This window comes from Streptomyces sp. NPDC127068 (genome assembly GCF_042724695.1).
GTDB lineage: Bacteria > Actinomycetota > Actinomycetes > Streptomycetales > Streptomycetaceae > Streptomyces.
The window spans coordinates 85,418-110,656 of record NZ_JBHXEN010000026.1 but is presented as its reverse complement, the minus strand read 5'-3'; the positions used below and the strand labels follow the sequence as shown (position 1 = coordinate 110,656).

At 69.5% G+C, this 25,239-nt stretch carries 22 protein-coding genes and 1 pseudogene; 13 read left to right on the top strand and 10 right to left on the bottom strand.

What is annotated here, in order from left to right:
• Positions 1-90 precede the first annotated feature (90 nt).
• On the bottom strand, positions 91-588 hold the full coding sequence (locus ACFWIA_RS18435) for a hypothetical protein (protein WP_387006042.1): 498 nt from the start codon (positions 586-588) through the stop codon (positions 91-93).
• A gap of 229 nt (positions 589-817) precedes the next feature.
• On the opposite strand from ACFWIA_RS18435, the gene ACFWIA_RS18430 reads away from it, so the two are divergent.
• A complete protein-coding gene (locus ACFWIA_RS18430) occupies positions 818-1,285 on the top strand; it encodes a hypothetical protein (protein ID WP_387006039.1) in 468 nt (155 codons plus the stop codon).
• 278 nt (positions 1,286-1,563) lie between these two features.
• A complete protein-coding gene (locus tag ACFWIA_RS18425) occupies positions 1,564-1,776 on the top strand; it encodes a hypothetical protein (protein ID WP_387006036.1) in 213 nt (70 codons plus the stop codon).
• Positions 1,777-1,820: 44 nt separating this feature from the next.
• Here ACFWIA_RS18425 and ACFWIA_RS18420 read toward each other — a convergent pair whose 3' ends face one another.
• The 4 genes from ACFWIA_RS18420 to ACFWIA_RS18405 form a co-directional block, all read right to left on the bottom strand.
• Positions 1,821-2,051, bottom strand: a complete 231-nt coding sequence (locus tag ACFWIA_RS18420; RefSeq protein WP_387006034.1) for a hypothetical protein — start codon at positions 2,049-2,051, stop codon at positions 1,821-1,823.
• Positions 2,048-3,568: a hypothetical protein gene (locus ACFWIA_RS18415; protein ID WP_387006031.1), complete on the bottom strand. Its 1,521-nt coding sequence runs from the start codon at positions 3,566-3,568 to the stop codon at positions 2,048-2,050. The genes ACFWIA_RS18420 and ACFWIA_RS18415 overlap by 4 nt, the downstream gene beginning before the upstream one ends.
• 699 nt (positions 3,569-4,267) lie before the next feature.
• A complete protein-coding gene (locus ACFWIA_RS18410; RefSeq protein ID WP_387006030.1) occupies positions 4,268-4,708 on the bottom strand; it encodes a hypothetical protein in 441 nt (146 codons plus the stop codon).
• A gap of 279 nt (positions 4,709-4,987) precedes the next feature.
• The gene (locus ACFWIA_RS18405; protein ID WP_387006027.1) at positions 4,988-5,869 is read right to left on the bottom strand and encodes an NAD-dependent epimerase/dehydratase family protein; all 882 of its coding nucleotides are present in this window, start codon (positions 5,867-5,869) and stop codon (positions 4,988-4,990) included.
• Between the two features lie 153 nt (positions 5,870-6,022).
• On the opposite strand from ACFWIA_RS18405, the gene ACFWIA_RS18400 reads away from it, so the two are divergent.
• The 3 genes from ACFWIA_RS18400 (at position 6,023) to ACFWIA_RS18390 (ending at position 9,016) form a co-directional block, all read left to right on the top strand.
• Positions 6,023-6,982, top strand: a complete 960-nt coding sequence (locus ACFWIA_RS18400; protein WP_387006024.1) for an AraC family transcriptional regulator — start codon at positions 6,023-6,025, stop codon at positions 6,980-6,982.
• A 274-nt stretch (positions 6,983-7,256) separates the two neighbouring features.
• On the top strand, positions 7,257-8,228 hold the full coding sequence (locus ACFWIA_RS18395; RefSeq protein ID WP_387006021.1) for an ATP-binding cassette domain-containing protein: 972 nt from the start codon (positions 7,257-7,259) through the stop codon (positions 8,226-8,228).
• Positions 8,225-9,016, top strand: coding sequence for an ABC transporter permease (locus ACFWIA_RS18390; RefSeq protein ID WP_387006018.1), 792 nt, complete (start codon positions 8,225-8,227; stop codon positions 9,014-9,016). The genes ACFWIA_RS18395 and ACFWIA_RS18390 overlap by 4 nt, the downstream gene beginning before the upstream one ends.
• On the opposite strand, the gene ACFWIA_RS18385 is transcribed toward ACFWIA_RS18390, so the two are convergent.
• Positions 8,997-12,137, bottom strand: a complete 3,141-nt coding sequence (locus tag ACFWIA_RS18385; protein WP_387006015.1) for an ATP-binding protein — start codon at positions 12,135-12,137, stop codon at positions 8,997-8,999. The genes ACFWIA_RS18390 and ACFWIA_RS18385 overlap by 20 nt on opposite strands.
• 382 nt (positions 12,138-12,519) lie before the next feature.
• On the opposite strand from ACFWIA_RS18385, the gene ACFWIA_RS18380 reads away from it, so the two are divergent.
• The 3 genes from ACFWIA_RS18380 to ACFWIA_RS18370 all read left to right on the top strand — a co-directional run bounded on the left by ACFWIA_RS18380 (position 12,520) and on the right by ACFWIA_RS18370 (position 15,336).
• Positions 12,520-13,359 carry a hypothetical protein gene (locus ACFWIA_RS18380; protein ID WP_387006013.1) on the top strand — a complete coding sequence of 280 codons (840 nt, stop codon included), beginning with the start codon at positions 12,520-12,522 and terminating at the stop codon, positions 13,357-13,359.
• Positions 13,360-13,450: 91 nt separating this feature from the next.
• Positions 13,451-13,981 (top strand): carboxymuconolactone decarboxylase family protein, encoded by a 531-nt coding sequence (locus ACFWIA_RS18375; RefSeq protein WP_387006010.1) that lies wholly within the window; start codon positions 13,451-13,453, stop codon positions 13,979-13,981.
• 80 nt (positions 13,982-14,061) lie between these two features.
• A complete protein-coding gene (locus tag ACFWIA_RS18370; protein ID WP_387006007.1) occupies positions 14,062-15,336 on the top strand; it encodes an MFS transporter in 1,275 nt (424 codons plus the stop codon).
• A 41-nt stretch (positions 15,337-15,377) separates the two neighbouring features.
• On the opposite strand, the gene ACFWIA_RS18365 is transcribed toward ACFWIA_RS18370, so the two are convergent.
• Together ACFWIA_RS18365 and ACFWIA_RS18360 are read right to left on the bottom strand one after the other, a co-directional pair.
• A complete protein-coding gene (locus ACFWIA_RS18365) occupies positions 15,378-15,701 on the bottom strand; it encodes a hypothetical protein (RefSeq protein WP_387006004.1) in 324 nt (107 codons plus the stop codon).
• Positions 15,702-15,762: 61 nt separating this feature from the next.
• Positions 15,763-16,644 carry an endonuclease/exonuclease/phosphatase family protein gene (locus tag ACFWIA_RS18360; RefSeq protein ID WP_387006001.1) on the bottom strand — a complete coding sequence of 294 codons (882 nt, stop codon included), beginning with the start codon at positions 16,642-16,644 and terminating at the stop codon, positions 15,763-15,765.
• A 514-nt stretch (positions 16,645-17,158) separates the two neighbouring features.
• On the opposite strand from ACFWIA_RS18360, the gene htpG reads away from it, so the two are divergent.
• Positions 17,159-18,988: a molecular chaperone HtpG gene (gene htpG, locus ACFWIA_RS18355; RefSeq protein WP_387005998.1), complete on the top strand. Its 1,830-nt coding sequence runs from the start codon at positions 17,159-17,161 to the stop codon at positions 18,986-18,988.
• Between the two features lie 361 nt (positions 18,989-19,349).
• Complete coding sequence (locus ACFWIA_RS18350; protein WP_387005995.1) at positions 19,350-19,685, top strand: NIPSNAP family protein; 336 nt, start codon at positions 19,350-19,352, stop codon at positions 19,683-19,685.
• Positions 19,686-19,864: 179 nt separating this feature from the next.
• On the opposite strand, the gene ACFWIA_RS18345 is transcribed toward ACFWIA_RS18350, so the two are convergent.
• The gene (locus ACFWIA_RS18345) at positions 19,865-21,043 is read right to left on the bottom strand and encodes a N(5)-(carboxyethyl)ornithine synthase (protein ID WP_387005992.1); all 1,179 of its coding nucleotides are present in this window, start codon (positions 21,041-21,043) and stop codon (positions 19,865-19,867) included.
• Between the two features lie 479 nt (positions 21,044-21,522).
• On the opposite strand from ACFWIA_RS18345, the pseudogene ACFWIA_RS18340 reads away from it, so the two are divergent.
• Positions 21,523-22,562, top strand: a pseudogene (locus ACFWIA_RS18340) (vWA domain-containing protein).
• Positions 22,563-22,724: 162 nt separating this feature from the next.
• The gene (locus tag ACFWIA_RS18335) at positions 22,725-23,255 is read left to right on the top strand and encodes a hypothetical protein (RefSeq protein WP_387005990.1); all 531 of its coding nucleotides are present in this window, start codon (positions 22,725-22,727) and stop codon (positions 23,253-23,255) included.
• Positions 23,256-23,466: 211 nt separating this feature from the next.
• Here the strand turns inward: ACFWIA_RS18335 and ACFWIA_RS18330 are convergent, their stop codons facing one another.
• Positions 23,467-23,889 (bottom strand): secondary thiamine-phosphate synthase enzyme YjbQ, encoded by a 423-nt coding sequence (locus ACFWIA_RS18330; RefSeq protein ID WP_387005987.1) that lies wholly within the window; start codon positions 23,887-23,889, stop codon positions 23,467-23,469.
• Between the two features lie 232 nt (positions 23,890-24,121).
• Between ACFWIA_RS18330 and ACFWIA_RS18325 the strand changes: the two genes are divergently transcribed.
• A complete protein-coding gene (locus tag ACFWIA_RS18325; RefSeq protein WP_387005986.1) occupies positions 24,122-25,231 on the top strand; it encodes an NAD(P)-binding domain-containing protein in 1,110 nt (369 codons plus the stop codon).
• The last annotated feature ends 8 nt before the right edge of the window (positions 25,232-25,239 follow it).

Below are 25,239 nucleotides of genomic sequence, written 5' to 3'. Positions count from 1 at the left end.
GGAGATACGCGACGACATCCACGAAGCCTTCCTCACCCTCGGATGCGCACTCATCTGCTGGCGACGCCTGAAGTCATTCCGATAGGAGTTCTAAGACGGCGCGGACACCCGCACACCTGCAGCATCAGCGCCCACGCCTGCGGGCACGAACTCGACCAGGTAGTCCTCAAGACCCGTCTTCGGTGTGACGCCCCGCAACTCGCCGTAGAACCGCTCCTCAGCGGACTCCCCACCCCTGCGCCACACGTGCATCGTGTACAACTGGCCGGGCTCCAGCCTGAAATCCATGCACCCACCCGCATTGACGGTGTCCAGGACCAATTGCCCCAGATGGCTCTGGAACGCCCAGCTCCCGACCAGGACATACCCGTCGCCGAGGCTCACCGTCTTCATACGACTGACCTGCAGCGTCAACGTGGCAACATGCTCCTGAGCACAGCTAATGAACAACGCCGTGCCATCCACCACGTGCGCTGCCCCCGTCGGCCCCATCGGAAGGTCCGTCCACGGGACAGGGCTCCCCTCCGAAGTCAGCCCGAACAGCGAACGTTCGATGTGGACTTGCATGGCTATCCGTAACTCACCCATGCCATCACCCTAACCACCGTCCCACTCCCCCGACGGTCAGGCGCAAACCCTCGGGCCCGACGCCCACCGGTCCGCCACCACTACAGCAACCGGTCGACCCGTCAGGGGACGACGAGCTCAGTGGCACCTGGCCGGCTACGCCTCGGCCGGCCAGACCTGGACGCGTCCTCAGCGGGCCTTGAGTACACGTACTCATGACATGCCGAAGGCCCGGTGGTCGTATGGACGTATGGGAACCAACGCGAAGAACTCACTGGCGGGCGCAGCTCTGGTCACTGGGGCGCCGCTCGTCCTGTGGGGTCTGATGGGGCAGCAGAACGAGCCAGGGTCTGTGCAGTCCGAACTCACACACGTCATGGAGCCGATCAGGGCTCTGGAGGGCTGGGCAACCGGGCTCGGCCTGGTGGCGCTGGTGGTCACCGGTGCCTGCGCCCTGCACCTGCTGCGCGCCACCCTGAGCGGGGCTTGGGACCCGCGCCGCTGGTACGTCCTGCTGCCGCTGGCGGCGGCCGGACTGGTCGTCGCGTGGAGTCACCGTGTACTGACCGCCGGGACGGTCGACGCGAACATCGGAGCCGGGCTCGCGGTCTTCTTCGGCGCCCCGGCGGTGACTGGGCTGTTGTTCTGGGCGTTGGTGCAGGCGATCCGCCTCCGCGGCGGGCACGGCACCGCGCGCACGGAACCGGCCTGCTGCTGACCGTTCTGGTCACTGCCGTCGGCGTTCAGGACTCTCTACTGAGGCGCGGTACGTCGTCATGGACTTCCCGCCCAGGCGCGCTGGCGGGGGGTGACGTGCAGGTGTTCGCTTAGGCGGCCGTGCGGAAGACCGACGCGCGTCCGGCCATCCAGGACCTGGAGTTCGATCTCCGACGGGTTCAGGTGCCGGTCGATGAGAATCGGCGGGCGCAGCAGCCAAGCACCTGAAGGTGCCCGCAACCACCTTCCGCTAGGCCCTGCACACCAGCCTCGTTCCGGTTGCCCTGCGCTGACCTCGATCATGTGGTCCGCCTCGGCTGGGTTCGCTTCCCGCAGTCGATCAAGGTCCACTTCGGCGCCAGCCGAGCCGACGCCGTCGACGTCGCGCTCTCCACCACGGCGTCCGTCCACACGGTCATCCCCGCCCGCCCGGAGGTCGACTGGGAGCAGTTACGCACGGTGGAGAGAGGCCGGGGACCGCGAGGTCGGTGATGCGGTGCTCCGCGGGGGTGAGCGCCTGAGGGAATGACGTCCGGTCAGCACGAAGCCCGTGCGTTGTGCTCGCTGAGCACCTCTTCGATGCCGGCGATGAGCCGCGGGGTCGGTTCGAGGGTTCCACTCCGTGGCGGTTGCATCAGGGATTGGGCGAGGTGCAGCGCTTCCATGAGCGTGGCCCGGCCCTTGCCGGTCTGGCCGTGAGTGATCTGCACGCGGCCGAGATCGGGCATCGGGCAGTGCCGCTGTCTTTCCCTCTTGCCCGTGGTCACGCCTTGGAAGGCCCGCTGTGCGCCCGGTCGCCGGCGATCTGGTCGGGTTGGGCCTCGACCAGGCTGCCTGCGCCGATGGCGAAGTACATGCCGTGCCACCACTGCTCCATGATCAGCGCCGACATCGGTTCGCTGAAGGGGCGTTTGAAGTCGCTCTCGTGCCCGGCCCGCATGAGCTGGCTGAAGTGGTGGCAGTAGGCACGGTCCATGTGCGCCAGGAAGGCTGTGGGTGAGACCCTCCCCTCCCGCAGGAGCCACGGGACGACGAACTCGTACTCCACGACGCCCATGGGCAGGATGCCGTGTGCGACGGCGTCGCAGACCACGGTGTGCAGCCTGACGGCGCCGGTGTGCCGAACGCCGTCGATCCTGACGTCGAACGGCAGATCCCGCCTCGGAACGCCGACCCGCGCCTTGTTGGCCGGCGTGGTCGGGGTCAGGTCCGCGGTGTAGCAGTCCGCGAGCTGGCCGGAAGCGTACAGGTCCCGCTGCTGTGCGACGTGCGACAGGTCTGCCGCGAGGGCGTAGTAGCGCCACGCGTCGTGTCGGTGGTTGCCGAGCAACCACGGGCCGACGGCCATGACGGCTGTACATGCCGCGTAGCGCTCGGGGCGGATGCCGCCGGTCTCCGTCCAGTGCGTGTTGAACATCCACACGGTTCGCTCGTAGCAGTCCAACAGGTCCGCCATGACGACCGAACCACGGGTCAGGGCGAGAACCGACTGGCCGCACTCCTGGAAGCGGAGATCGGGGCCGATGTCGGACCAGTCGGCGACCAGGCCGGTCAGCATCATGTCGTCGCGGCCGGCGTGGTTGGGCAGGAACGACAGATGGTAGGTGAAGTAGCCGCTGACAGCTGCCTTCATGTCGCGCCAGGCGTCCCGGTCGCGGTAGACCCACGCGGCCAGGCCGCTGGTGACCACCTGATGGGCGTCGGCCTCGTCGCGCCGCTTGACGTCGAAGAAGGCGAGGTCGGCTTCCACGTGCGCCCGTCGCACCACCAGCTCCGCGGGAAGGTCCGGCATGTCCCACAGCGAAAGGATCTCGTGTTTCAGAGTGTTGCCGCTCGCTTCCCCGTACGCGGTGTCGATGTTGTATTCGAGGTAGAAGCCGTAGATCAGGATGACTACATAGTCCTGACGCCAGTTGTCGTAGACAGCCGGCATCAGGCCGCCACCCCAGGCACCCGCCGCGAAGTTCGGGTACGCCCCCACGCCTTGGAGCCCGAACTCATCCATGACCGCTGCCCAGTCCACGGAACTGCACGCCGACAGATTCGACTTGGTGGACCGGCCCGCGTTCTCCCCCAGCCGGGCCCGGGTGAGCAGCGCCCCTACCGGATCGGCACCGACGGTCAGCGGGGCCAGCCCGACCTGGCCCGACGCGGCGAAGGCGAAGCCCCTGCCGCGGACTTCACGGATCTCGCCGAGCAGGGCTCGCCCGTGTTCGACCATCTCGACGCATTCCGTCATCCAGGGCGTGAACCGCGTTCCCCAGGCGGTCGGGTCGCGCCTCATCGCCGCCAGCGTCTCCTCCGGGTCGTACATCCAGCCGCCCAGGCGGTGTGATCCCGGGTTGTCAGCCAGCCGACGACGTACCGCAGCGACATGCTCCGCCAGGGGAGAGCCGGCCGCGCGCCTGCGGGTCCACAGCACATCCAGCCGTGGCGGCGTACGGGACCCGGCAGCTTCCGACGACCTGAACACCCGGGCGGCCGAAGTGCCCAGCCCCGTCGGCCCGGCGTTGAAGCCCAACGCTCCTCGGCCCTCGTCCCGGTCCCAAGCGTGGACCCGTTCCGCCAACGGTTCCAGGACACCCAGGTCGCACGCCACCCGATCCAGCGACCGAACGCCCGACGACCTCGGGAGACGCGCCAGTGGGAACCCATCAGGACCGCGCCCGTGGAGACCGGCCGGCACGGCAGGACTCCGAAGACCAAAGAGGTGTTCCATAGGACAGACCCTGCCGGAGAGTCCCCCCACCACGGGCGCTGCGGACCGGTAAGTCACCAGATCCGGCGAACTTGTCGGCAACGGCTGACATCGGGCTCCGGACCCATTCGCCCGCGGCACTCGGCACTTCACCGCAACCGTGCGAGAAAGGGTCCGGGAGACCCGTCTGCTGTCGAACGCTCGGACGTGTTGGGCGAGTGCGCCGAGCGGCCTGGAAGGGGCTTGCCCACCACCCTCTCGACGCAGGTGTGCGGGTGATCCCGGTCAGCGGCGGCCGGTGGCCAGGAAGACGAGGAACTGCCCGCCGCCCGCCTCGATTCCGGCGGTCACAGGCAACCCCGGTACCAGTCGGGAGAACCGGTCCACCAGCCAATCCGCCGCCTCTTGGGCGTCCTTCCTGGTCGGACAACGGCCCACCATCTCGCGGCCCCCCTTGCGCTCCAGCCTGTCGGCAACGGCGATCAGCGGCGCCGGTTCGACCACGTACAGGCTTTCCGGCCAGGCGATGACCACCTTGACCGCACCCTTGCGGGTGTTGCAGCCGCGGTGCGCGAGCCGCTCCGCGACCTTGGCCTTCCGGTCGGTGGTCCGGCTGTCGACGCTGGGCCCCCGCGGGTCGTTCACCGACTTGTCGGGGTCGACCGGCTCGTCACACACCCAGCACCGCCAGCTGTCGCGCTCGGCCACATCATCGAGGAGAGTCATCCCAGCAAACTAGCCTGCCCGGCCGCCACCCGCGCGCACCAGGGTCCGGCAACGTCTCGGCACCGGCCTCCCCCGCGCCGGGGCCGATCGGAGCCAGGCCGTTGCGGCCGGCTGCAAGGCGCGGATGGGCCCTGGCCTGGGGGCCGCGTTGGTGGCCCTTTGCGTCGGAGATCATGATGCCTCCTGCCCGGGGCGGCCTATCACCACGCCGATACGGCGCGGATGCCGACGGCGCAGTCGGTGCGCGGCGCGGGGTGCGCGGCGGCGGCCATCCGGCTCCTAGGAAGCGCGGTATCCCTGGGCGGGATTGCGCAGCGCGCCGCAGATGCCGCCCAGTGTTTCCCCGAAGACCGGTGACCAGCCGAGGGATCGCAGTCGGCTCGCGTCGAGCGCCGCGTCCATCGCCAGGAATCCGGCCAGCGGGCCGTGGGCCTCCAGCGCCTCGGACAGGCTCCACGACGCCACGGGTACCCGGGCGGCGTCACCGATCGCAGCCGCCAGCGACGCCATGTCGACCGGGTCCGGCTCGGCGATGTGGAACACCCCGTGGGCGGGGGCTTCGAGCAGCACGGCGTACCCGGTCGCGAGGTCGTTCACCTGCACGGTGGACCAGCGGTTGTCGCCCGGGGCCGTGTAGCGCGCCACACCGTCGGCGGTGGCCTGGCGGATCAGCCGGGCGACCGGTCCGCCGCCGTCGCCGTACACCATCGGGGGGCGGACGACGACGCCGCGGACCCTCGGGGCCTCCAGCACCCGGGCCTCGGCCGGGGCCAGCCAGGCGAGCGGTCCGGTCGGCTCCGCCGTGTCGTCCTCGGTGACCGGTGTCCGCGACGAGCGGGCGCGCGGTGCACCGGTCGTGGTGATGAAGACGCCGTCCTCCATCGCATCGAGCATGGCGGTCACCGCCGCCGCGTCGACGGCGGGCCGGTCCGCCGTGTCGGTGGCGGCGGTGTGGACCACCGCGTCACCGCCGGCTGCCCGTTCCGCCAGTACGGCGAGGTCGGTGAGGCTGCCCCGGACCGGTTCGCCGCCGTTGGCCCGTACCCTGGCCTCGGCCGCGTCGCTTCTCGCCAGTCCACGCACCCGGTGTCCGCGGGCGACGAGGGTACGGGTCAGCGCGGAGCCGATGTAGCCGCTCGCGCCGGTGATGAAGATGTCCACGTGGTCTCCCTGTTCGTTGGGGTCGTCGGGCCCGGCATGGTCCGGGTCCGCTTGGTCTCTGAGGTCCCCCGACCTCGGGCTGCCCCGGGTTCTCGGGGGCTCGTTTGATCGTAGGAAGCGGCAGGAGGGGCGGACATGCGCCGGAGTCCAGGTGTGATACGCGATCGTTCAGGGTCGGATGCCCTCGGTACGCTGCTCGACCGGATACGGGTCGGCACCGGCCGGTTCGGACGCATCGAGCTCGGCGCGCCGTGGGGGGTGCGGATGGGGCCCCGGGACACCGTGACCCTGCATCATCCGCTCGGCGGCGAGATGTGGCTGGACGCCGGCGGGCCGACGGTCCGGATCGGGCCGGGGGATCTGGTGATCCTGCCGCACGGTGTCCCGCACTCGCTCATGTACCGCGCGGACGCCCGGGTCATGGCAGAGGAGCACTGGCACAGTCCGCTGCCGGAAGGCGGGTTGTCGGTACGGCGCCGCTTCGGAGGCGACGGGGCGCGCACGGTGGTGCTGTGTGCCGAACTCGCCCTGACCGGTGCGGCCCGCGGCCTTCTGCTGCGGGCTCTGCCGCCGGTGGTCCATCTCCGGCCGGACGCGGGCGGTGAGCCTCTTCCGGGGCTACGTCGGATTCTCGATGGTCTCCGTGAGGAGGTCCGCGACGGCCGATCCACCTCACCGCTACTCGCCGCGCGGTTGGTCGAGGTGCTGCTGCTCCAGGGGATCAGGGCGGAGCTGGAGCGGCCGGCCACGGCCGGTACTTGGCGTGCCGCGCTCGGCGACGATCGTGTGGGCCGGGCGCTCGACGCCTTGTACGGGGCGCCCGAGCATCCGTGGAGTGTCGCGGAGCTGGCCCGGGTGGCGGGTATGAGCCGGGCGGCGTTCGCGCCGCTGTTCCGGGAGCTGGTGGGTGAGAGCCCGATCGCCCACCTCACCGGGTGGCGCATGGCACTCGCGAAATCGGCGCTGTGCGAACAGCCCGATCTTCCGGTCGGCCGGATCGCCGCATCGGTCGGATACGGCAGCGAGTTCGCGTTCAGTGCGGCGTTCCGGCGGGTGGTGGGGATGCCACCGGGCCGGTACCGCGCCACCGCGGGGACCGCGAGAACCCCCTGAGGTGAAGCAGGACGGTGTACTCGATCCGCGTGCCGTGGATCGCTTCGCCTCGGGACGGTACTCAACGGCGGCGGGGGATCCGCGCTGCTGGTCGGCGTGATCGCAGGCGCCGCCGTGCTGTGCGTCGAACCCGTGGTGCACCGGCGCTGGTACCGCCACGTCCAGTAGGCGGAGAGGGGTGGTGAGGGGGTGGTGTAGTTTCCGTCAACCTGTTTCAGGGGGATGAAACCGTGGTGAAGCCGGGCTGAATGCGCTCTGCCGCAGCCTCTGTGGCATGACGACGCACACATCGCGCTCTCTGGCCATCGCGGCTGAGGGGCTACGCAAGGCTTACGGGGACAAGACGGTCCTCGACGGCATCGACCTGGCGGTGCCGACCGGCACGGTCTTCTCCCTGCTCGGCCCGAACGGCGCCGGCAAGACCACCGCCGTCAAGATCCTCTCCACGCTCATCGGTGCCGATGCCGGCGATCTACGGGTCGGTGGACACGACCTGGCCACCGACCCGCAGGCCGTGCGGGCCACGATCGGCGTCACCGGGCAGTTCTCCGCAGTGGACGGGCTGATCACCGGCGAGGAGAACATGCTCCTCATGGCGGACCTGCACCACCTCCCCCGCGTCGAAGGCCGGCGCAGCACCGCCGAGTTGCTGGAACGATTCGACCTCGCCGAAGCTGCGAAGAAGCCCGCCGCCACCTACTCCGGCGGTATGAAGCGCCGCCTCGACCTCGCCATGACGCTGGTCGGGGCCCCGCGGATCATCTTCCTCGACGAGCCGACCACCGGACTCGACCCGCGCAGTCGCCACAACATGTGGAAGATCATCCGTGAGTTGGTGTCCGGCGGCGTCACCGTCTTCCTCACCACGCAGTACCTGGAGGAGGCCGATGAACTCGCCGACCGCATCGCGGTGTTGAGCGACGGAAAGATCGCGGCTGAAGGGAGCGCGGAAGAGCTGAAGCGGCTCGTCCCCGGCGGGCACGTCCGGCTCCGCTTCACCGACCCGACCGCCTACCAGTCCGCTGCTCTCGCCCTGGGCGAGGCCACCCGCGACGACGACTCCCTCGCGCTGCGCATCTCCAGCAACGGCAGCCAGCGCGAGCTGCGTTCGATCCTCGACTGGCTGGACGCGGCAGGGGTCGAGGCGGACGAGCTGACCGTGCACACCCCCGACCTCGACGACGTCTTCTTCGCCCTGACCGGTAGCGCCGGCGCCCCCAACCAGCTCATGGAGAAGACCCGATGAACCCCGTATCCCTCGCCGTACGCGATTCCACCACCATGCTGCGCCGCAACCTGCTACACGCCCGGCGCTACCCGTCCCTCACCCTCAACATCCTGCTCACCCCGATCGTCCTGCTGCTGCTCTTCGTCTACGTCTTCGGCGGCGTCATGAGCGCGGGCATCACCGGCGGCGGCGCCGAGCGTTCCGAGTACATCGCCTATCTCGTCCCGGGCATCCTGTTGATGACCATCGGCGCCACCCCGGCCGGGACCGCGATCTCCGTGTCCATGGACATGACCGAGGGCATCATGGCCCGCTTCCGCACGATGGCGATCCACCGCGGGTCGGTGCTCATCGGACACGTCATCGGAAGCGTGCTACAGGCACTCATCAGCGTCGCCCTCGTCGGCGCCGTCGCCGTCGCCATCGGCTTCCGGTCCACGGATGCCACGGCCTTGGAGTGGCTCGCGGCGTTCGGCCTCCTCGCCCTGGTCTCCGTGGCGTTCACCTGGATCGCCGTCGGTTTGGGCCTGGCCAGCCCGAACGCGGAGGCCGCCAGCAACAACGCGCTCCCGCTGATCATCCTCCCCCTCATCTCCAGCGCCTTCGTACCCATCGACGCGATGCCGGGCTGGTTCCAGCCGATCGCCCAGTACCAACCGTTCACCCCGGCCATCGAAACGCTGCGCGGCCTGCTCCTCGGCACCGAGATCGGCAACAACGGGTGGATCACCATCGTGTGGTGTCTGGCCCTGACCGCCCTCGGATGCTCCTGGTCGACGTCGCTGTTCAGCCGCGAACCGAAATGAGCGTGCGGGCCGCTTCCCGCAGGTCGTCCCGCCCCAGAGCGGCGTATCGGGACACCGCGTCGACGTAGGCCGTCTCGTCGGTGTTCTCGGCCGCCCGTCTGGCGCGGTCCTGCGACATCGTCGGCTGGAACTCGCGCAACACCCGCAACCGTTCGGCCAGTGCGATCATCCGTACGGCGCGGGGGTCACCGGATACGAGCCCCGCCATGCCTAGCGCGTGCAGCACCGTCCCGAGCACCGGGAGCGGCACGGGTGCTCGGGGCACGTCGAAGAGCAGGGTCCGCAGGTGCTGTTGCAGTTGGACGACGAGCCCGGCGACGGTTTCGAGGCGGTCGGCGTGGGCGTGCGCCGTCACTGCCGCCGCCTGGATCTGTAGCGCCCACGGGTCGAGCCAGGGGTCGCCGCCGCGCATCGCGGCGGCGGTCTCCGACATCCGCTGCACCGCGCTGCGCCACAACCCGAGCCCGATCTCCGTCTGCCCGCGGGCGAGCGCGATCTCGGCCCGTCCGCCCAGGTTCGGACTGTAGAAGGCCTCCTGTGGTGGGGAGTCGTCGCCGTCGGCCTGACGCAGCCAGTGCTCGGCTTCGTCCGCGTCGCCGCGTTGCAGACAAGCGAGGACGAGGGCGGAGCGGATGCCGATGTAGTCGTGTTCGTCACCGAGCCGCGGCAGCAGCTCGATCGCCTTCTTGAGGTGCCGGTACGCGGGCTCGCCCCGCCCCGTCTTCAGGCACAGTTCACTGATCCGGGAGTGGCCCATGAGTTGCAACAACGGGTTGTCGACCGACGCCAGTGCGCCGGCCATGCGATGGGCCGAGGCGAGTGCACGGTCGACATCGTGTTCGTGTTCCCACACGTAGGTGGCGACGCACTCGGCCACTCCCGCGACCATCGGCCGCGTACTCCCGCACAACTCGTGCAGCACCTCGTAGTGGGGAGGCGTCATCTCCGGAACCGCGCACAGCACTACCGCAATCGCGCGCAGCAGAGTGTCCGGCGGAGGCTTCGGCAGCCGACGCAGGGCGACGAGTTGGCGGGCCACATCAGCGTGCGGGCCGTAGTCCATGTATTGGCTCGCGACGCACAACACCGCCGCGGCGCGGGCCACTTCAACGTACTCAGGCTCCGGACGGAAGTGCGAAAGGAACGGGCTGACATCCGTGGTGAGGGCAGCCAGGCGAGGGTAGTTCGAGTCAGTGGACCACAGGGCGGCCAGGACCGCGGTGAGAGCGGCGACCGCGGGGCCATCGGCCAGGGCCAAGGCGTGCCGCAGGGCCGACGCCAGGTTGTCCTGCTCGGCCCTGATCCGCTCCCACGCGCTCCGCGGTTGCGAACCGAACACCCAGTCGTGGTACCCGACCCCGAAATCCCTCGCCCAGACGACGAACCGGCGGACGGCCTCGTCCTCCTCGCCCCGCTCCGCACGCCGGGCCGCGCTGAACTCCCGTACGGTTTCCAACATCCCGAACCGCACACCGGCAGGAGTGTCAGCAACAGTGAGTAGCGACTGACCGACCAGCTCCTCCAGACGGATCAACGCGTCCTCACCGAGGACCTGTTCCGCCGCCTCGGCCAGGAACCCGCCCGGGAACACGGACAGGGTGCTGAGCGCCGCCCGGGTGTCCTGCGCGAGCAGGTTCCAACTCCACTCCACGACCGCGTGCAGGGTACGGTGGCGCTCCGGTGCGTCCCGCGCCCCACCACGGAGAAGCGCGAACCGGTCACCGAGACGCAGCGCGATCTCCACGACCGAAAGAACACGCACCCGTGCCGCGGCCAACTCCACGGCGAGCGGCAGCCCGTCGAGGTGGCGACACAACTCGGCCACCGTGTCGGGCGGCAGTTGCACACCGGGTCGGGCAGCACGAGCGCGCTGGGTGAACAACTCGATGGACGTGTCGAGACCGAGCTCCGGCAGCGCGTACACGGCCTCCGAAGTCAGGCCGAGGGGAGCCCGGCTGGTGGCGAGCACCCGCAGGTCCTTCGAGGACGCGACGAGGGCCCGTACGAGGTCAGCGGTGCTCTCGATGACCTGCTCGCAGTTGTCCAGGACCAGCAGCGCGGGCCCGGCGCCGAGCACACCGAGGATGCCGGACACCGGATCGGCCGAGGCGAAACCGCTCAGGGCACCGGGCCGCCCCTCCCCCACGCCGAGCACGGACGCCACCTCCGCGGCCACCTCCTCATCCGCGGTGAGACCCGCGAGGGACACGAAGTGCACCAGGCGCTGCTCCGCCCGGCGGCTCACGGCGTGCGCCAGCCGGGTCTTGCCGAGGCCACCGGTACCGACCACGGTGACCGCGCGGAAGTCGCGCAGCAGCCGCGCCACCGCTGCGATGTCCTCGTCCCGGCCCAGCAGCGGGTTCGGCTCGTACGGCACCCCGCGCCTGATCAGGGGGGTATCGCCGCGCAACAGTTCCTGCTGCACGGCCATGAGGCCGGCGCCCGGATGCGTGCCGAGTACGTCGCGCAGCTCGCGACGATACGCCTCGTAGCGCACCAACGCGGCGGACGGTCCCGCCGTCGCCGCTTCGCTACCCAGCAGTTCAACGAGGACCTCCTCGTCCCGCGGATGCTCTGCGGCGGCCACAGCCAGCGGCTCAGCCGCCTCCGCGTGCCGCCCCAGTCGGGCGAGGGCGAGGCCCTGTGCGCGTACGAGCGCGCTACGGACCGGTACACGCTCGGCACGCAAGGCGGCCAAGGGGTCGTCCTCGGCACCACCGGCACCGTCGGGAGTTCCCGCCCACAGCGCGAGGCCGGCTTCGGCCGCAGCCAGCGATCCCGCGGGGTCGCCGGCCCGGGCCCGGTGCGCGCTCGTAGCGGCGTGGAGGAGCAGGGTGGAGCTGTCGACCTGGTCCTGGCCGAGGGCGAGCCGGTATCCGGCCGGCGTACTCGCGATGACGTCGGGGCCCAGTCGCGCCCGCGCCCTGGACACGAGGACCTGCACCGCCTTGCCCGGCCGCTCCGGCAACTCGTCCGGCCACAGCCCCGCTACCAGCCGCTCCGTGCTGCACCCCGTACGCAGATCGCCCGCGAGGAGCGCGAGCAGAGCGCGGAGTCGGGGCGCGGTGACCTCCTGTCCACGGTAAGCAACACGCGGCAACAGGATCAGGTCGGTGGTCACCCGTGCAGACTAGCCAAGGCCCGGTCGTCGGGGCCTCCAGCGCACTGGGGCTCGCGGCTCTTCGCCGGCTGAGCGGTCAGCAAGTGACGCAACGGGTGGAAGTCGCCTGCCGATCTCAACAGGTCGCGGACGCCGCATCGTTGGAGGCCTGTGGTCGGGTGCCGCGGCAGTCTTCCGCGGGTGACGACGAGGTCGAGGTGCCGGTGGACGGGGACCGCGACGAACCCGGGCCGACAGCCACACCGCACGCACCTCGACCCGCCGCCCTCAAACGATCTCTTGAGGAATACCCCCGGGGGGTATATGGTTCTGGTGGGTGCTCGGGGTACCGACACCCACCGGAACCGCATCACCCGCACGCATCACACAGGTGGAGACAACGATGACGAACAAGTCCGGCCACGACATGAGCAGCCACAGCGGCCACGGCGGGGCCCGTCCCGGCGGCCTCTCGGTCTCCGAGAACGGATACACCCTCGAATTCGACTCGACGATCTTCTCCACCGGGGTCCAGACGGTCACCTTCCGCATCACCGGCCCCGACGGACGACCAGTGACCGCGTTCACATCCGAACACGGGAAGGAACTGCACCTCATCGTCGTCCGGCGCGACACGACCGGGTTCCAGCACGTGCACCCGGTGCGGGACGAGAAGGGCACCTGGAGCGTCGACGTGACCCTGGTGCCCGGAGACTGGAGGTTCTTCGCCGACATCCACCCGGCCGGCCACGAGGGGACCATGACCCTGGGGATCGACGCTTCGGTCGCCGGGCAGTACGACCCCCAGCCGGTTCCGGGGGACACCCGCACCGCGCACATCGGCGAGTACAGCGTCACCCTCGACGGAGAGCTGGAACCCGGTGGGGCGAGCGACCTGACACTCACCGTCAACCGGAACGGCCAGCCCGTCACGGACCTCCAGCCCTACCTGAGCGCGTACGGGCACCTGGTGGCACTGCGGGTCGGCGACCTGGGCTACCTCCACGTCCACCCGGAGGGCGAGCCCGGTGACGGCACCACCGCGCCCGGGCCCGAGATCACCTTCATGGCCACCGCGCCGTCAGGCGGCACCTACCGCCTCTACCTGGACTTCCAGCACGGCGACGTCGTCCGAACGGCCGAGTTCACGGTACGCACCACCACGACCACCCACCGCCCGGACGCGGCAGCCCAGGCCACGCCCGAGCACACGAACCACCACGGCCACCACGGCCACCACTGATCTCACGCACACCACTGGACGACGGACGGCCGGGACGCACGGCGCAGTACGAGCGCCCCGCCGCCGGTGCATCCACGTCGGAAGGACCGTCATGCCCCGCCTCGCCCGACTCACGCCCGACACGGCGGTCGGCGCCTCGCGCGACCTCCTCGCCGAGCTGGCCTCCCGCCACGGCCCACTCGGTGACATGGTCTCCACGATGGCGCACTCACCCGCCGTTCTGGGCGGATACCTCCAGCTCAGCCGGGCCATGGGACGAGCCAAACTCGACCGCGGGACCAGCGAACAGATCTCCATCGCCATCCAGGTCCTCCAGGGGTGCCGGCTGTGTCTCGACGCGCACGTGAGCGCTGCCCGCGCACGCGGGGTGAACGAGGAGGAGATCGAGCGCGCCCGCGCCGGCACCTCGGCTGATCCCGCGATCGCGGCGATCATCGCCCTCGCCCTCCAGATCTACCGCGCCCCGACGTCGATCACCGACGAGCAGATCATCGCGTTGCGTGAGCACGGCTACAGCGACCGCGCGATAGCCGACGTCGTCGGCGTCGTCGCCCTCAACGTCCTCACCGGCGCCTTCAACCTGCTCGCGGGCCTCACACCGGAGAGCGGCACCGATGTGTAGGGACACCCCGGCCTCCCACCGTGGGGCACGGCCTCCGCCCCGAGACCGTGCCCCACCGCATGGACACGGAAGGACACGCCATGCGACTGTTCGCCATCCGCGACTACCGCCACCTGTTCAGTGCCCAGATCATCGCCCTGTTCGGTACCGGGCTGGCAACAGTGGCCCTCGGACTGCTCGCCTACGAGCTCGCCGGCCCGCGCGCCGGCATGGTCCTGGGCACCGCGTTGACCGTCAAGATGGTCATGTACGTGGTCATAGCCCCCCTCGCCGCCGCATACGTCGACCGCTTCCCCAGAAGAACCCTCCTCATCCTCCTCGACGTGGTGCGCGCCGCGGTGGTCCTGGCGCTGCCGCTCGTCACCGAGATCTGGCACATCTACGTCCTGATCGGTCTGCTCCAGGCCGCTTCCGCAGCGTTCACCCCGACGTTCCAGGCCGTGATCCCCGACATCGTCACCGACGAGTCCGACTACACCCGCGCCCTGTCGGCGTCCCAGGTCGCCTCCACCATGGAGAGCCTGCTCAGCCCCGTTCTGGCAGCGGTCGCCCTGGCGTTCATGAGCTTCAACTGGTTGTTCCTCGGCACCTCCGTCGGATTCCTCGTCTCCGCCCTGCTCATCCTGCCGACCCGCATCCCCGAAGCCCGCCCCAGTGCCCACACCCGGGTACGGGACAAGGTGGCGGCCGGGATCAGGACCTTCTTCCGGACACCGCAACTGCGCGGCGTCATGGCGCTCAACCTCGTGGTCGCGGCGGCAGGGTCGATCGTGGTCGTCAACACCGTCAACTACGTCCGTGACGAGCTCGGCGGCTCGCAGTCGGACGTCGCATGGACACTCGCCGCCTCCGGCAGTGGAACCCTCCTGGCCGCCCTCGTGCTCCCCCGTGTCCTCCGCAGGATCACCGCCCGCAGCGTCATGGTGACCGGTGCCGGAGTGCTCGTCGGCGGCACGATCGCCGCGGTGGTCCTCACCACGGCCGGCCTGGCCACATGGACCGGTACGGCGATCGTCTGGACCGTGATCGGCATCGGCATGGCGCTGGTCATCACACCGACCGGTAACGTCCTGCGCGCTTCCGTGCAACCGAACGCGATCCCCGAGGTCTTCGCGGCCCAGTTCTCCCTGTCGCACCTGGCCTGGCTGATCACCTACCCCATCGCGGGATGGCTCGGTACGAACTCCGGCTTCGCCCTCGCCTGGTCCGTCCTCGCCGCCCTCGCCGGAGCGGGCGCCGTCGGCGCACTCCTCCTGTGGCCGCGCCACGGTGGACAACGGGTGGCGACCGCGCCCTCGACGCACGACCGGCCCGTGTCCCGGATGGACAGGTCGGCCCTGTCCAAGGCCGCGTAAGTCGCCTGTACGGTCCGGGCCGCACGCACACAGGTTCCTGGTCAGGCGTCCGGAAAGGCAACGGCCGTGGCCGCCGCCCCGCTTCGTTGGGGCGGCGGCCACGGTTCTTTCTCGACGAAGCACCAGGCTGCGGGGGTGTGACGAAGGGGGGCGTGGGGTCGGGGTTCCAGCAGCATGTTCACGCGTTCACCATCGGCCACCAGGATGCGGATGCCGTAGCCCTCGTCCGGCCGGTAGAACAGCAGTGCCGGGCTGCCCCTCAGTGGGAGCGAGACGGACAGCGCAGCAGGATCCAGGAGGTCCGAGGAGGCTGCGCGTACCGATGTGCCTGCTGACGGGATGGCCGAGGTCACCATGCCGTTCACCCTGCCTCATCCGACTTCGGCCGCACCCAGCGGCCCCGACCCTCCCCCTTGCGTGAGGGGGCTAGCTCGGGGCCAGGTCCGTGTGCACCAGGTGGTGGTCCGAGATCGTGGTGGGATGCACGCCGTGTTCGCGCGGGGTGATGCCCCGCAGGAAGACGTAGTCGAACTTGCTCTGCCAGTCGGTGGTCGGCTTGCACGCACCGACGAGCGAGGGGCGGCACTCGGGGTCCACGTCCGCGGCCAGTGCCCACATGTCGGCGAGTTCGGGGGCGTCCGGCACGGCGTTGAAGTCGCCGAGCACGATCGCCCGCTCATGCCGGGCGACGTCCTCGGCGAGTACCTCGACCTGGTGCGCCCGGACTGATTCTTGGCGTCGTTGGGCGAGGTGGGTGTTGAAGACCCGAACGGGTTTGCCGCCCACCTCGGTGGTGACGGCCAGGTAGCCACGGTCTTCGGAACCGCCGTCCGGATACTCCGTCTTCACGCGGTCCGTCATCGGCGCCGCCGAGAGGATCGCCTGGCCGAAGCCCCCCGGATTCCACGGCATTCCCCCGCAGCGGCCTCGATGTTCGAGGACCGCTCCGTACTCGACGTGGTAGACCAGCCCGTACACGCCTTCCAGGTAGTCCCGGATCCTTTCGACGTCACGCACGCACGCTTCTTGCAGGCCGATGACCTGGGGTGCGTAGGTGGCGATGTCCGCCGCCCGGTCGACGTTGCCTTCTTTGCAAGGGTTGCAGAGGTTCCACGTCATGACCCGGTTCGGTACGACGTCCCGCACCGCTTCGGCGGGCAGCGACCTCGCGAAGAGGGCAGCACTCGGTGCGCTGGGGCCGACGAGCACCATGCAGGCCAAGGTCATGGCACCCGCGATCAACCACGTGCCCCGTCCGAACACCTTCGCCTCCTCCAAGTGGGTACGCATGGCATCTGATGTCTCCATGCACGAGGTCATGGGCGGAGTCGTCAGCGACACGTGCGGTACAGCGGATCCGTTGTGCCCGGACGGAAACCGTCAGCGGGGCCGTCGACCCGTGAGCGGACGGACCGGTCAACCGCTCCGAGTCGTCCCGGTCGCGACGCTCGACTCCGCTGACCTCCGTGAGGCAATCGTCAGCGTACTGGATCTCTTGCGAGGCACTCCGGTCCGCCCGAATGAGGCGGTACGTCGGCTTCGGCCCAGCTCAGCAAGGCCCGCCGGGGCCGAGGTCCCGGCAGGCCCGCTGCCCGCTCTCCGAGGACGACCCGGCCCGGGGCGTCCCGCTGGATCGCGCCTGCTGGAGAAGGCGCACCCTGTACGGGAAACGATCTTCAGTGCCCTGGAGCACATCACGTCATCGGTGCTCGCGAAACAGCCCGAACTCGCCCCGTACGAGCCGCGTACCTACATGTGCACACCTATCGTGGCCTCTGGAAGGGTAGGGCCGTCCTCAGGCCAACCGAACAGAAGGGAAACGATGAGCACCGAGACGCTGGAGTTCCAGGCGGAAGCACGGCAGTTGCTGGAGCTGATGGTTCATTCGATCTACTCGAACAAGGACATCTTCCTGCGGGAGCTCGTCTCCAACGCCTCCGACGCCTTGGACAAACGACGCCTGGCCGGCCTCAAGGACGAGGCGCTCAGGACGGACGATCTGCACATCGAGATCGAGACCGACACGGAGGCCCGCACGCTGACCGTGCGGGACAACGGCATCGGCATGTCCCGCGAAGAACTGGTGGAGTTGATCGGCACCATCGCCAGGTCCGGCACCGCCGAGACGCTGCGCCGTCTGAAGGAGAACAAGGAGTCCGCCGAACTGATCGGCCAGTTCGGGGTCGGCTTCTACTCCGTGTTCATGGTCGCCGACCGGACCACACTGCTCACCCGCAAGGCCGGTCAGGCAACGGGAGTGCGGTGGGAGTCCACCGGCGACGGTACGTACACCGTCGAAACCGTGGAGAACGCTCCGGAAGGCACCTCGGTCTGCGTGCACTTGCGGCCCGCCGACGAGGAGGACGCACTCTACGACTACACCGACGAACGAAAGATCCGGGAGATCGTCAAGCGGTACTCGGACTTCATCTCCTTCCCCGTCCGGCTCGGGGACGAGACCCTCAACTCCATGAAGGCGCTCTGGGCCCGTCCGCGCGCGGAGGTGAGCGACGAGGAGTACCAGGAGTTCTACCGGCACATCAGCCACGACTGGACCGATCCGCTCGACATCATCCAGATGCGGGCGGAGGGCACCTTCGAGTACGAGGCCCTGCTGTTCCTTCCCTCGCGAGCCCCGCACGACCTCTACCAGCGCGACACCCGCCACGGCCTACAGCTGTACGTCAAGCGCGTCTTCATACTGGACAACAGCCGCGAACTCCTCCCGCACCACCTGCGTTTCGTCAAGGGCGTCGTCGACGCCGCCGATCTGTCGCTGAACATCTCCCGCGAGATCCTCCAGCAGGACCGCCACATCCAGCTCATCCGGCGTCGGCTGGCGAAGAAGGTCTTGGCCTCCGTCAAGGACCTGATGAGCAAGGACGCCGAGAAGTACCGCACGTTCTGGCGTGAGTTCGGGCCCGTCGTCAAGGAGGGACTCCTCGACGCCTCCGAGGACCACCAGGCGATCCTCGACCTCGCCTCCTTCACCTCCACCGCCGGCGACGAGCCCACCACCCTTGCCGACTACCTCGCACGGATGCCGGAGGGCCAGGACAAGATCTACTTCATGACCGGTCAAAGCCGCGCACAGGTGGAGAACTCCCCGCACCTGGAGGCCTTCCGGGCCAAGGGGTACGAGGTCCTCCTCCTCACGGACCAGGTGGACGAGATCTGGGCCGAGTCGGTGCCGGACTACCGGGACACGGAGTTCCGGTCCGTCACCAGGGGCGTGCTCGACCTTCCTTCCGATGAGGAACCGTCCCCCGAACAGGTCGATGCCTACGCAGCGGTGCTGACCTGGCTCAACGAGACGCTCGACGACGTCAAGGACGTACGCCTGACGACCCGGCTCACCAGTTCCCCGGCATGCTTGGTCAGCGACACCGAGGGGCTCACCCCAGCGCTGGAGAAGATGTACAAGGCGATGGGCCAGGGGCTTTCGCCGGTCAAGCGCATCCTTGAGCTCAATCCGCAGCACCCGCTGATCAGTGGTCTGCGTACGGCCCACGACGAGCGCTCCGACGACCCGGCTCTCTCCGAGACGGCCGAGCTGCTGTACGGCACTGCCCTGCTTGCGGAGGGCGGGGACCTGACCGACCCGGCGCGCTTCGCCGCCCTGCTCGCCGACCGTCTGAGCAAGACGCTTTGACTCGCAGCTCGTTGAAGACCGGCTGCCGCGACCGTCCCCGCGGGTCATTGCCCGCCTGAGGCGTGGCGGGTCGAAGCAACTGTCCGACCATGCGCCCGGGAGCCGAGGCGTCGTCCTGCCGTCACCTTGCCCGCAGCGGAGAGCCCCCCGGGGGGGTCACGACGCGGGCGACGGCAGGACGGCTGCGGAGCCCTCGGGGGCTCCGTCGTGCTGCCTGAGGGGACACGTTCCCTCCCCGTGCGGCGGGATGTCCTCCGCCTCCCCGGCGCTCGTAAGCTCCGGATCGCGATGCCCGACCTTCGAGGGCTACTGGTCCCGGCGTTCGGAGACCCGACAACAGGAGCAGGGAAGAAGAGCACGCATGATCACGATTCATCTGAAGTACGAGATCGACCCCGACCGGATCGAGGACTTCGAGGAGTACGGACGCCGGTGGGTCGGCCTCGTCAACCGCTTCGGCGGCACCCATCACGGCTACTTCCTGCCGAGCGAGGGTGACAGCGACATCGCCTACGCCCTCTTCTCGTTCCCCGACTTCGCGCAGTACGAGCGGTATCGGGCGGACAGCGCCACCGACCCCGCGTGCCAGGCCGCATTCGAACTGGCCCGTCGGACGAAGTGCATCCGTCGCTACGAGCGCCGCTTCCTGCGCCCCCTCGACAGCTCGCCGACCTCTCGGGAACAGCCGTCCGTGTGAGGCGGTCCGGTCCCGCCCGTCGGGCCGGGCGGGACCGGACCGACCGTCCCGCTCGGACCGGGGCGACGATCCGACCTCCCGTGCACGGACGGCATCACGACGCCGCTGGCGTCGCCGGGTCCGGAGGCGGGCGGCGGAACGCCCGGGGCGGGCTCAGTTCACAGGAGTGGGCAGCCCCGTCACCTCGGCACGGCGCTGCTCAACCGGGTCAACGGGGGCTCGGAAGCGTGCGGGTAGGCGGCTGACCGGTGCTGGAAGGAGAGGATCTTGGGGTTTCGGACGACACCGTCGCGGATCTCGATGGCCCTTCCGATCGTGACGTCGGCGTCCCATGCCTCGGGACCGCTCATGACCGTGCGCAGGTACGGTAGGAGGGCCTCGCTGATCTCCCAGGTCGCGGAGTTCCACAGGTGCGACGGGCTGTGGTCCACCCCGTAGTAGTGGCAGCCCTGCCCCACTCCGAACACGGGTTCGTCGAAGGTCGTCGGGCGGGCCCAGGTGAAGCCCATGCCCTCGTCGCAGGCGACGTCGACGAAGAAGGTTCCCGGCCGGAAGTGGGGAAGGTCCTCGTCGGTGATGAACGTGAGCGGCGCGTCGGTGTCCTGCAGGACGCAGTTGACGATGATGTCGAACCCGGCCAGGTACTCCGCCATCGGTACGGAACCAGTCTCGGTGACCACGTCCAGGCGGGACGGATCGTCGTCCTGTTCCTCGAAGTGGCCCATCACGACCGAGGGCATCGGTGAGGCCACCGCCGCGGCGGCGCGCCGGGTGAGTACCGTGACGTCGGAAACCCCCATGGCGCCCAGGCCCGTGACCGCACCGCGCGCCGTGGCGCCGAAGCTGATGACCACGGCGCGCAGACGGCGTCCGTAGCTGCCCGTCAGCCCACCGAGTTGGAGGGCGTGCAGCACCGAGCAGTAGCCGGCGAGTTCGTTGTTCTTGTGGAACACATGGACACTGGACGCGCCGGCGGAGGTCCAGTGGTTCATGGCTTCCCAAGCGATCAGCGTCAGCCGTCGGTCGATGGCGATCTGGGTCATCTTCTCGTCCTGCACGCAGTGGGGCCACCCCCACAGCACCTGGCCCTCGCGCAGTTCGGCGACGTCGTCGTGCATCGGCTTCGGCAGCAACAGGACGTCGCACTCGGCCTGGAGTTCCGCGCGGGAGCGCAGGCCGGCCACGAGTGGGCGCAGCGCGTCATCGGCGATGCCGAACCGTTGGCCGTAGCCCTCTTCCAGGAAGATCTTTTCGCGTACGTCCGGGGCGATCCGGTCGAGGTGGCGGGGGTGCAGCGGCAACCGGAACTCGTTCTCCTTGCGGGAGGAAGCGAGTACTCCGAGGCTCATCGGACTCATGTGGGGCGGCTCATTTCCGACCGGGCGCGATGCGCTCCGGCATTGGCCGTGACCCGAGGGCGACGCCGAAACGGATGACGGCGTGCGAGGTGCGCTCGGTACCGCCACCGTACTACCGTCCCGGGCCGACGGGCTTTCACCGCTCGTTCGAGCGGGAACACCCCGCGGGCCCGGTCAGCCCGGCGAGGGTGATCGCGCCGGGAGCCACCCACCGCGCCGGACGGTCGCGGACGTCGTTCCGGCTCGTCCGCTGCCAGGGGGTCGGCGCCGTTTCGGCGCGTACCGCGCGAGGTCTCCCGCGTGGCGGGCCGGTCATCCGGTGGTAGTCGGCGACCCAGCTCACGAACCGTTTCGACCCGGACGACCTCGTGTCCGGGCCGGGAAGGGTGGGCTCGCCGTCCGGTCCGGGAGCCGGAATCGATTGTCAGTGGTGGGTGAGACGGTACGGAGCATCGACTCGTCACGAGGGGGAGCTGTCCGTGTCCGGAAGCCAGAACTACATCAATCACGTCGCTCTTGTGCTGGATGCCAGTTCGTCGATGTCGCACCTGAGCCGCAAGGTCGTCGAAGTGGCCGACCAGCAGATCACGTATCTCGCGCGCCGATCGAGGGAACTGGACCAGGAGACCCGTGTCACGGTGTACGTCTTCGCCGACGAGGTGGAGTGCGTCATCTACGACAAGGACGTGTTGCGGATGCCGTCGCTGAAGCAGCTGTACCGGGCCGGTGGCATGACGGCCCTACTGGCGGCGGCGCTGAAGTCGCAGCGGGAGCTGGCACAGACGGCTCAGTTGTACGGCGACCACAGCTTCCTGACGTTCGTGCTCACCGACGGGCAGGAGAACGCGAGTCATCGCTGCCCTGATGCCCCCAGCGGGAATCCCCAGGAGCTGGTCCAGGCGGTGACGGAGATGATCGAGGCGCAGAACGACAACTGGACGCTGGCCGTCCTGGTGCCGGACCAAGTGGGCAAGCGCGAGGCGATGCAGTGCGGTTTCCCGAAGGACAACATAGCCGTCTGGGACGCGACGACCACGCAGGGGCTGGAGGAGGCCGGCCAGGTCATCCGGGAGGCCACCGAGAAGTTCATGGTGGGCCGTACCAAGGGCATCCGGGGATCGCGGGCGGTGTTCTCCACGGGTACGGAGGCGGTCAACAAGGACACCATCCAGGCGGCCGGCCTCACCCCGGTGGACCCGTCGGCGTTTGTGCTGATCCCGGTGGACCGTGACACGGCGATCCGGAACGGGGTCGTCGAATCCGGGCACGCCTACCGTACCGGTGGTGCTTTCTACCAGTTGAGCAAGACGGAGAAGATCCAAGCCCGGAAGCAGATCGCGGTGCTGGAGAAGACGACGGACCGGGTGTACGCGGGGCCCGAGGCCCGAGCCCTGCTCGGCCTGCGGATGTGGAGGTCCGTATCAAGCCGGACCACAACGACGACTTCACCATCTTCGTGCAGAGCACCAGCGTGAACCGCAAACTCGTGCCGAACACACGGCTCCTGCTGATGCACTGACCCGCCCACGAGCCCCGCTTCCGTCCAGCGGCGCGGGCGCCGGCGCACCGCGCCCTCATCATCTCGGAGGCTGACCTTGCTCCGCCGCGGGGCGGAGGCGGGCGTGACAAGGCCAGCCTCCGAGTTGATCCGCGCCATCATGCCTCGTAGCAGGGTGGACGCATGACGACGACAAGCCGCCCCCACCTGGAAACCGAAGCGACGGGCCCCGCACTGCACAGCGTGCCCGCCTGGGCGGAGCGCGTCGCGCATGCCATCCCGCTCGTGGTGCTGCCCGTCGGCATCTGGCGGCTGCCGTTCGCCTTCGGGTACGGAATGGGCGGCGAGCCCCTGCCCCCTGCCTGGTACAACGCCCCTTACGTCTTCGGACTGACGATCCTCACCGAGATCCTCGCGCTGCTCAGCTTCGGACTGGTCCGTCGCTGGGGCGAGGTCGTTCCGCACTGGGTGCCGAAGCTGGGCGGGCGACGCGTCCCGCCGGCCGCCGCGATCATCCCCGCAACCCTGGGCGGCCTCTTCTTCACCGCGCTCGGCATCCACTGGTTGTACGAAGCCGCTACCGGCGGCACGGCCGCCTGGCCGTACGACGAGGGCTGGGATGTACTCGCGATGGCGATGAGCGGGCTGTTCAACCTGTGGGGCCCGCTGCTTCTGGCTCTCACGTATGCGTACTACCGACGCCGCCGGACCTGATCACCGTCTTCGGCGAGAACGCCTGGTGGCGGCGCCTCCAGTCGGACCGGCCGGGCCGGCGGGAGAGGTCGGTCAGCGGGGCCAGGTCGGCCGGTCCGGTGGAACGGCAGCGGTAGTGGGCGAGCCCGCCTCAACGAGATACACAGCGTCTCGCGGATCGCCGAACAGCTCGGCACCCCGCGCATGCGCATGCGCGGAGTACGGAACTCGATCAGCCCAGGAAGCTCAGCCGGACCTGACGGCGCGGGTTGTCGCGGTTGGTATCCACCAAACAGACCGACTGCCAGGTACCCAGGGCGAGTTCCCCGGCGACGACCGGCAGGGTCGCGTGCGGGGCCACGAGCCCCGGGAGGACGTGGTCGCGTCCGTGTCCGGGGCTGCCGTGTCGGTGCTGCCAGCGGTCGTCCGCCGGGAGTAGTTGATGCAGGGTGGCCAGCAGGTCGTCATCGCTGCCCGAGCCGGTCTCGATCACGGCGACGCCCGCCGTGGCGTGTGGGACGAAGACGTTGAGCAGGCCGTCCCGGCCCACCGCGACGTCCCTCAGGAAGGACGTGCAGTTCTCGGTGAGGTCCATGACCGTTTCGCCGGAACCGGTGGTGACGTCGAGTACGCAAGTGGTGAAGGTGTGGGACATGGTTCCATGCTGACCCAGGAGGCGTCCGGACCGTGGGATCACCGCTCCCATCCGGACGGGCGCGGACGGGGGAACCGTGGCCGACCGGGCGCGGGTCCTCGCGGGCGCGGCCGTCCTTCAGCGGGGCGTACCGGGCCTGCGGTGGGCATTTCGGGCTCCCGTGGTGTCCGACGTCACGGTCGGGAACTTGGCCGGGGGGAAGCTCCGACCCACCAAGCTGGTTAGTAGAAGCGTGAACGATATCGGGGACCTGAGCAGCGCCGAGGACGCCACCCTTCCGCAGGTGGACGTCGTGGTCATAGGCGCCGGGCAAGCAGGGTTGTCCAGCGCCTACCATCTGCGGCGCACCGGCTTCGTACCGGACGACGACTTCGTGGTGCTCGACCACTCGCCCGGGCCGGGCGGGGCCTGGCAGTTCCGGTGGCCGACGCTGACGTACGGCAGGGTGCACGGCATGCACGCGCTGCCCGGCATGGAGCTGACCGGCGCCGACCCCGACCGACCGTCCTCGGAGGTGATCGGCGCGTACTTCACGGCGTACGAGCGCGCCTTCGACCTGCGGGTTCACCGTCCCGTTGACGTGAGCGCAGTCCGGGAGGGGGAGGACGGCAGACTGGTGGTCGAGAGCACGTCGGGGCGGTGGGCCACCCGTGCTCTGATCAACGCGACCGGCACGTGGGACCGGCCCTTCTGGCCACGGTACCCGGGGCAGGAGACCTTCCGGGGCGAGCAGCTGCACACCGCGCAGTACCGGGGGCCGGACGGGTTCGCCGGTCGGCGCGTGCTGGTGGTCGGCGGTGGGGCTTCGGGAACGCAGCACCTGATGGAGCTGGCTCCGTACGCCGCCGAGACGTACTGGGTGACGCGACGGCCTCCGGTGTTCGTCGAGGAACCGTTCGACGCCGAGGCGGGACGGTCCGCGGTGGCATTGGTCGAGGAGCGGGTACGGGCGGGGCTGCCGCCACGGAGCGTGGTGTCGGTGACCGGTCTCCCGCTCACGGACGCGGTCAAGGCTGCGCGTGCCAGTGGGGTGCTGGAGCGGCTGCCGATGTTTGACCGGATCACGCCGGAGGGGGTGGTCTGGGAGGACGGACGGAGCATCGAGGTCGACGTCATCCTCTGGGCCACGGGCTTTCGTCCCGTGACCGACCATCTGGCCCCGCTGCGACTGCGCGGGCCCGGCGGCGGCATCCAGTTGGAGGGAACGCGGGCGGTCGCCGACCCCCGGGTCCACCTGGTGGGTTACGGGCCGTCGGCGAGCACGATCGGAGCGAACCGGGCGGGACGCGCCGCGGTGCGCGACATCCGACGGTTGCTGTCGGACTCGTTGGTGTCGGTGTGAGCCACTGG

Coding starts and splice junctions, on each gene's coding strand:
- ACFWIA_RS18345 (WP_387005992.1), bottom strand. CDS start 21,043: ATGAGTCCGATGAGCCTCGGAGTACTCGCTTCCTCCCGCAAGGAGAAC.
- ACFWIA_RS18360 (WP_387006001.1), bottom strand. CDS start 16,644: ATGGAGACATCAGATGCCATGCGTACCCACTTGGAGGAGGCGAAGGTG.
- ACFWIA_RS18335 (WP_387005990.1), top strand. CDS start 22,725: ATGACGACGACAAGCCGCCCCCACCTGGAAACCGAAGCGACGGGCCCC.
- ACFWIA_RS18410 (WP_387006030.1), bottom strand. CDS start 4,708: ATGACTCTCCTCGATGATGTGGCCGAGCGCGACAGCTGGCGGTGCTGG.
- ACFWIA_RS18350 (WP_387005995.1), top strand. CDS start 19,350: ATGATCACGATTCATCTGAAGTACGAGATCGACCCCGACCGGATCGAG.
- ACFWIA_RS18380 (WP_387006013.1), top strand. CDS start 12,520: ATGACGAACAAGTCCGGCCACGACATGAGCAGCCACAGCGGCCACGGC.
- ACFWIA_RS18330 (WP_387005987.1), bottom strand. CDS start 23,889: ATGTCCCACACCTTCACCACTTGCGTACTCGACGTCACCACCGGTTCC.
- ACFWIA_RS18415 (WP_387006031.1), bottom strand. CDS start 3,568: ATGAGGCGCGACCCGACCGCCTGGGGAACGCGGTTCACGCCCTGGATG.
- ACFWIA_RS18370 (WP_387006007.1), top strand. CDS start 14,062: ATGCGACTGTTCGCCATCCGCGACTACCGCCACCTGTTCAGTGCCCAG.
- ACFWIA_RS18395 (WP_387006021.1), top strand. CDS start 7,257: ATGACGACGCACACATCGCGCTCTCTGGCCATCGCGGCTGAGGGGCTA.
- htpG (WP_387005998.1), top strand. CDS start 17,159: ATGAGCACCGAGACGCTGGAGTTCCAGGCGGAAGCACGGCAGTTGCTG.
- ACFWIA_RS18435 (WP_387006042.1), bottom strand. CDS start 588: ATGGGTGAGTTACGGATAGCCATGCAAGTCCACATCGAACGTTCGCTG.
- ACFWIA_RS18375 (WP_387006010.1), top strand. CDS start 13,451: ATGCCCCGCCTCGCCCGACTCACGCCCGACACGGCGGTCGGCGCCTCG.
- ACFWIA_RS18430 (WP_387006039.1), top strand. CDS start 818: ATGGGAACCAACGCGAAGAACTCACTGGCGGGCGCAGCTCTGGTCACT.
- ACFWIA_RS18390 (WP_387006018.1), top strand. CDS start 8,225: ATGAACCCCGTATCCCTCGCCGTACGCGATTCCACCACCATGCTGCGC.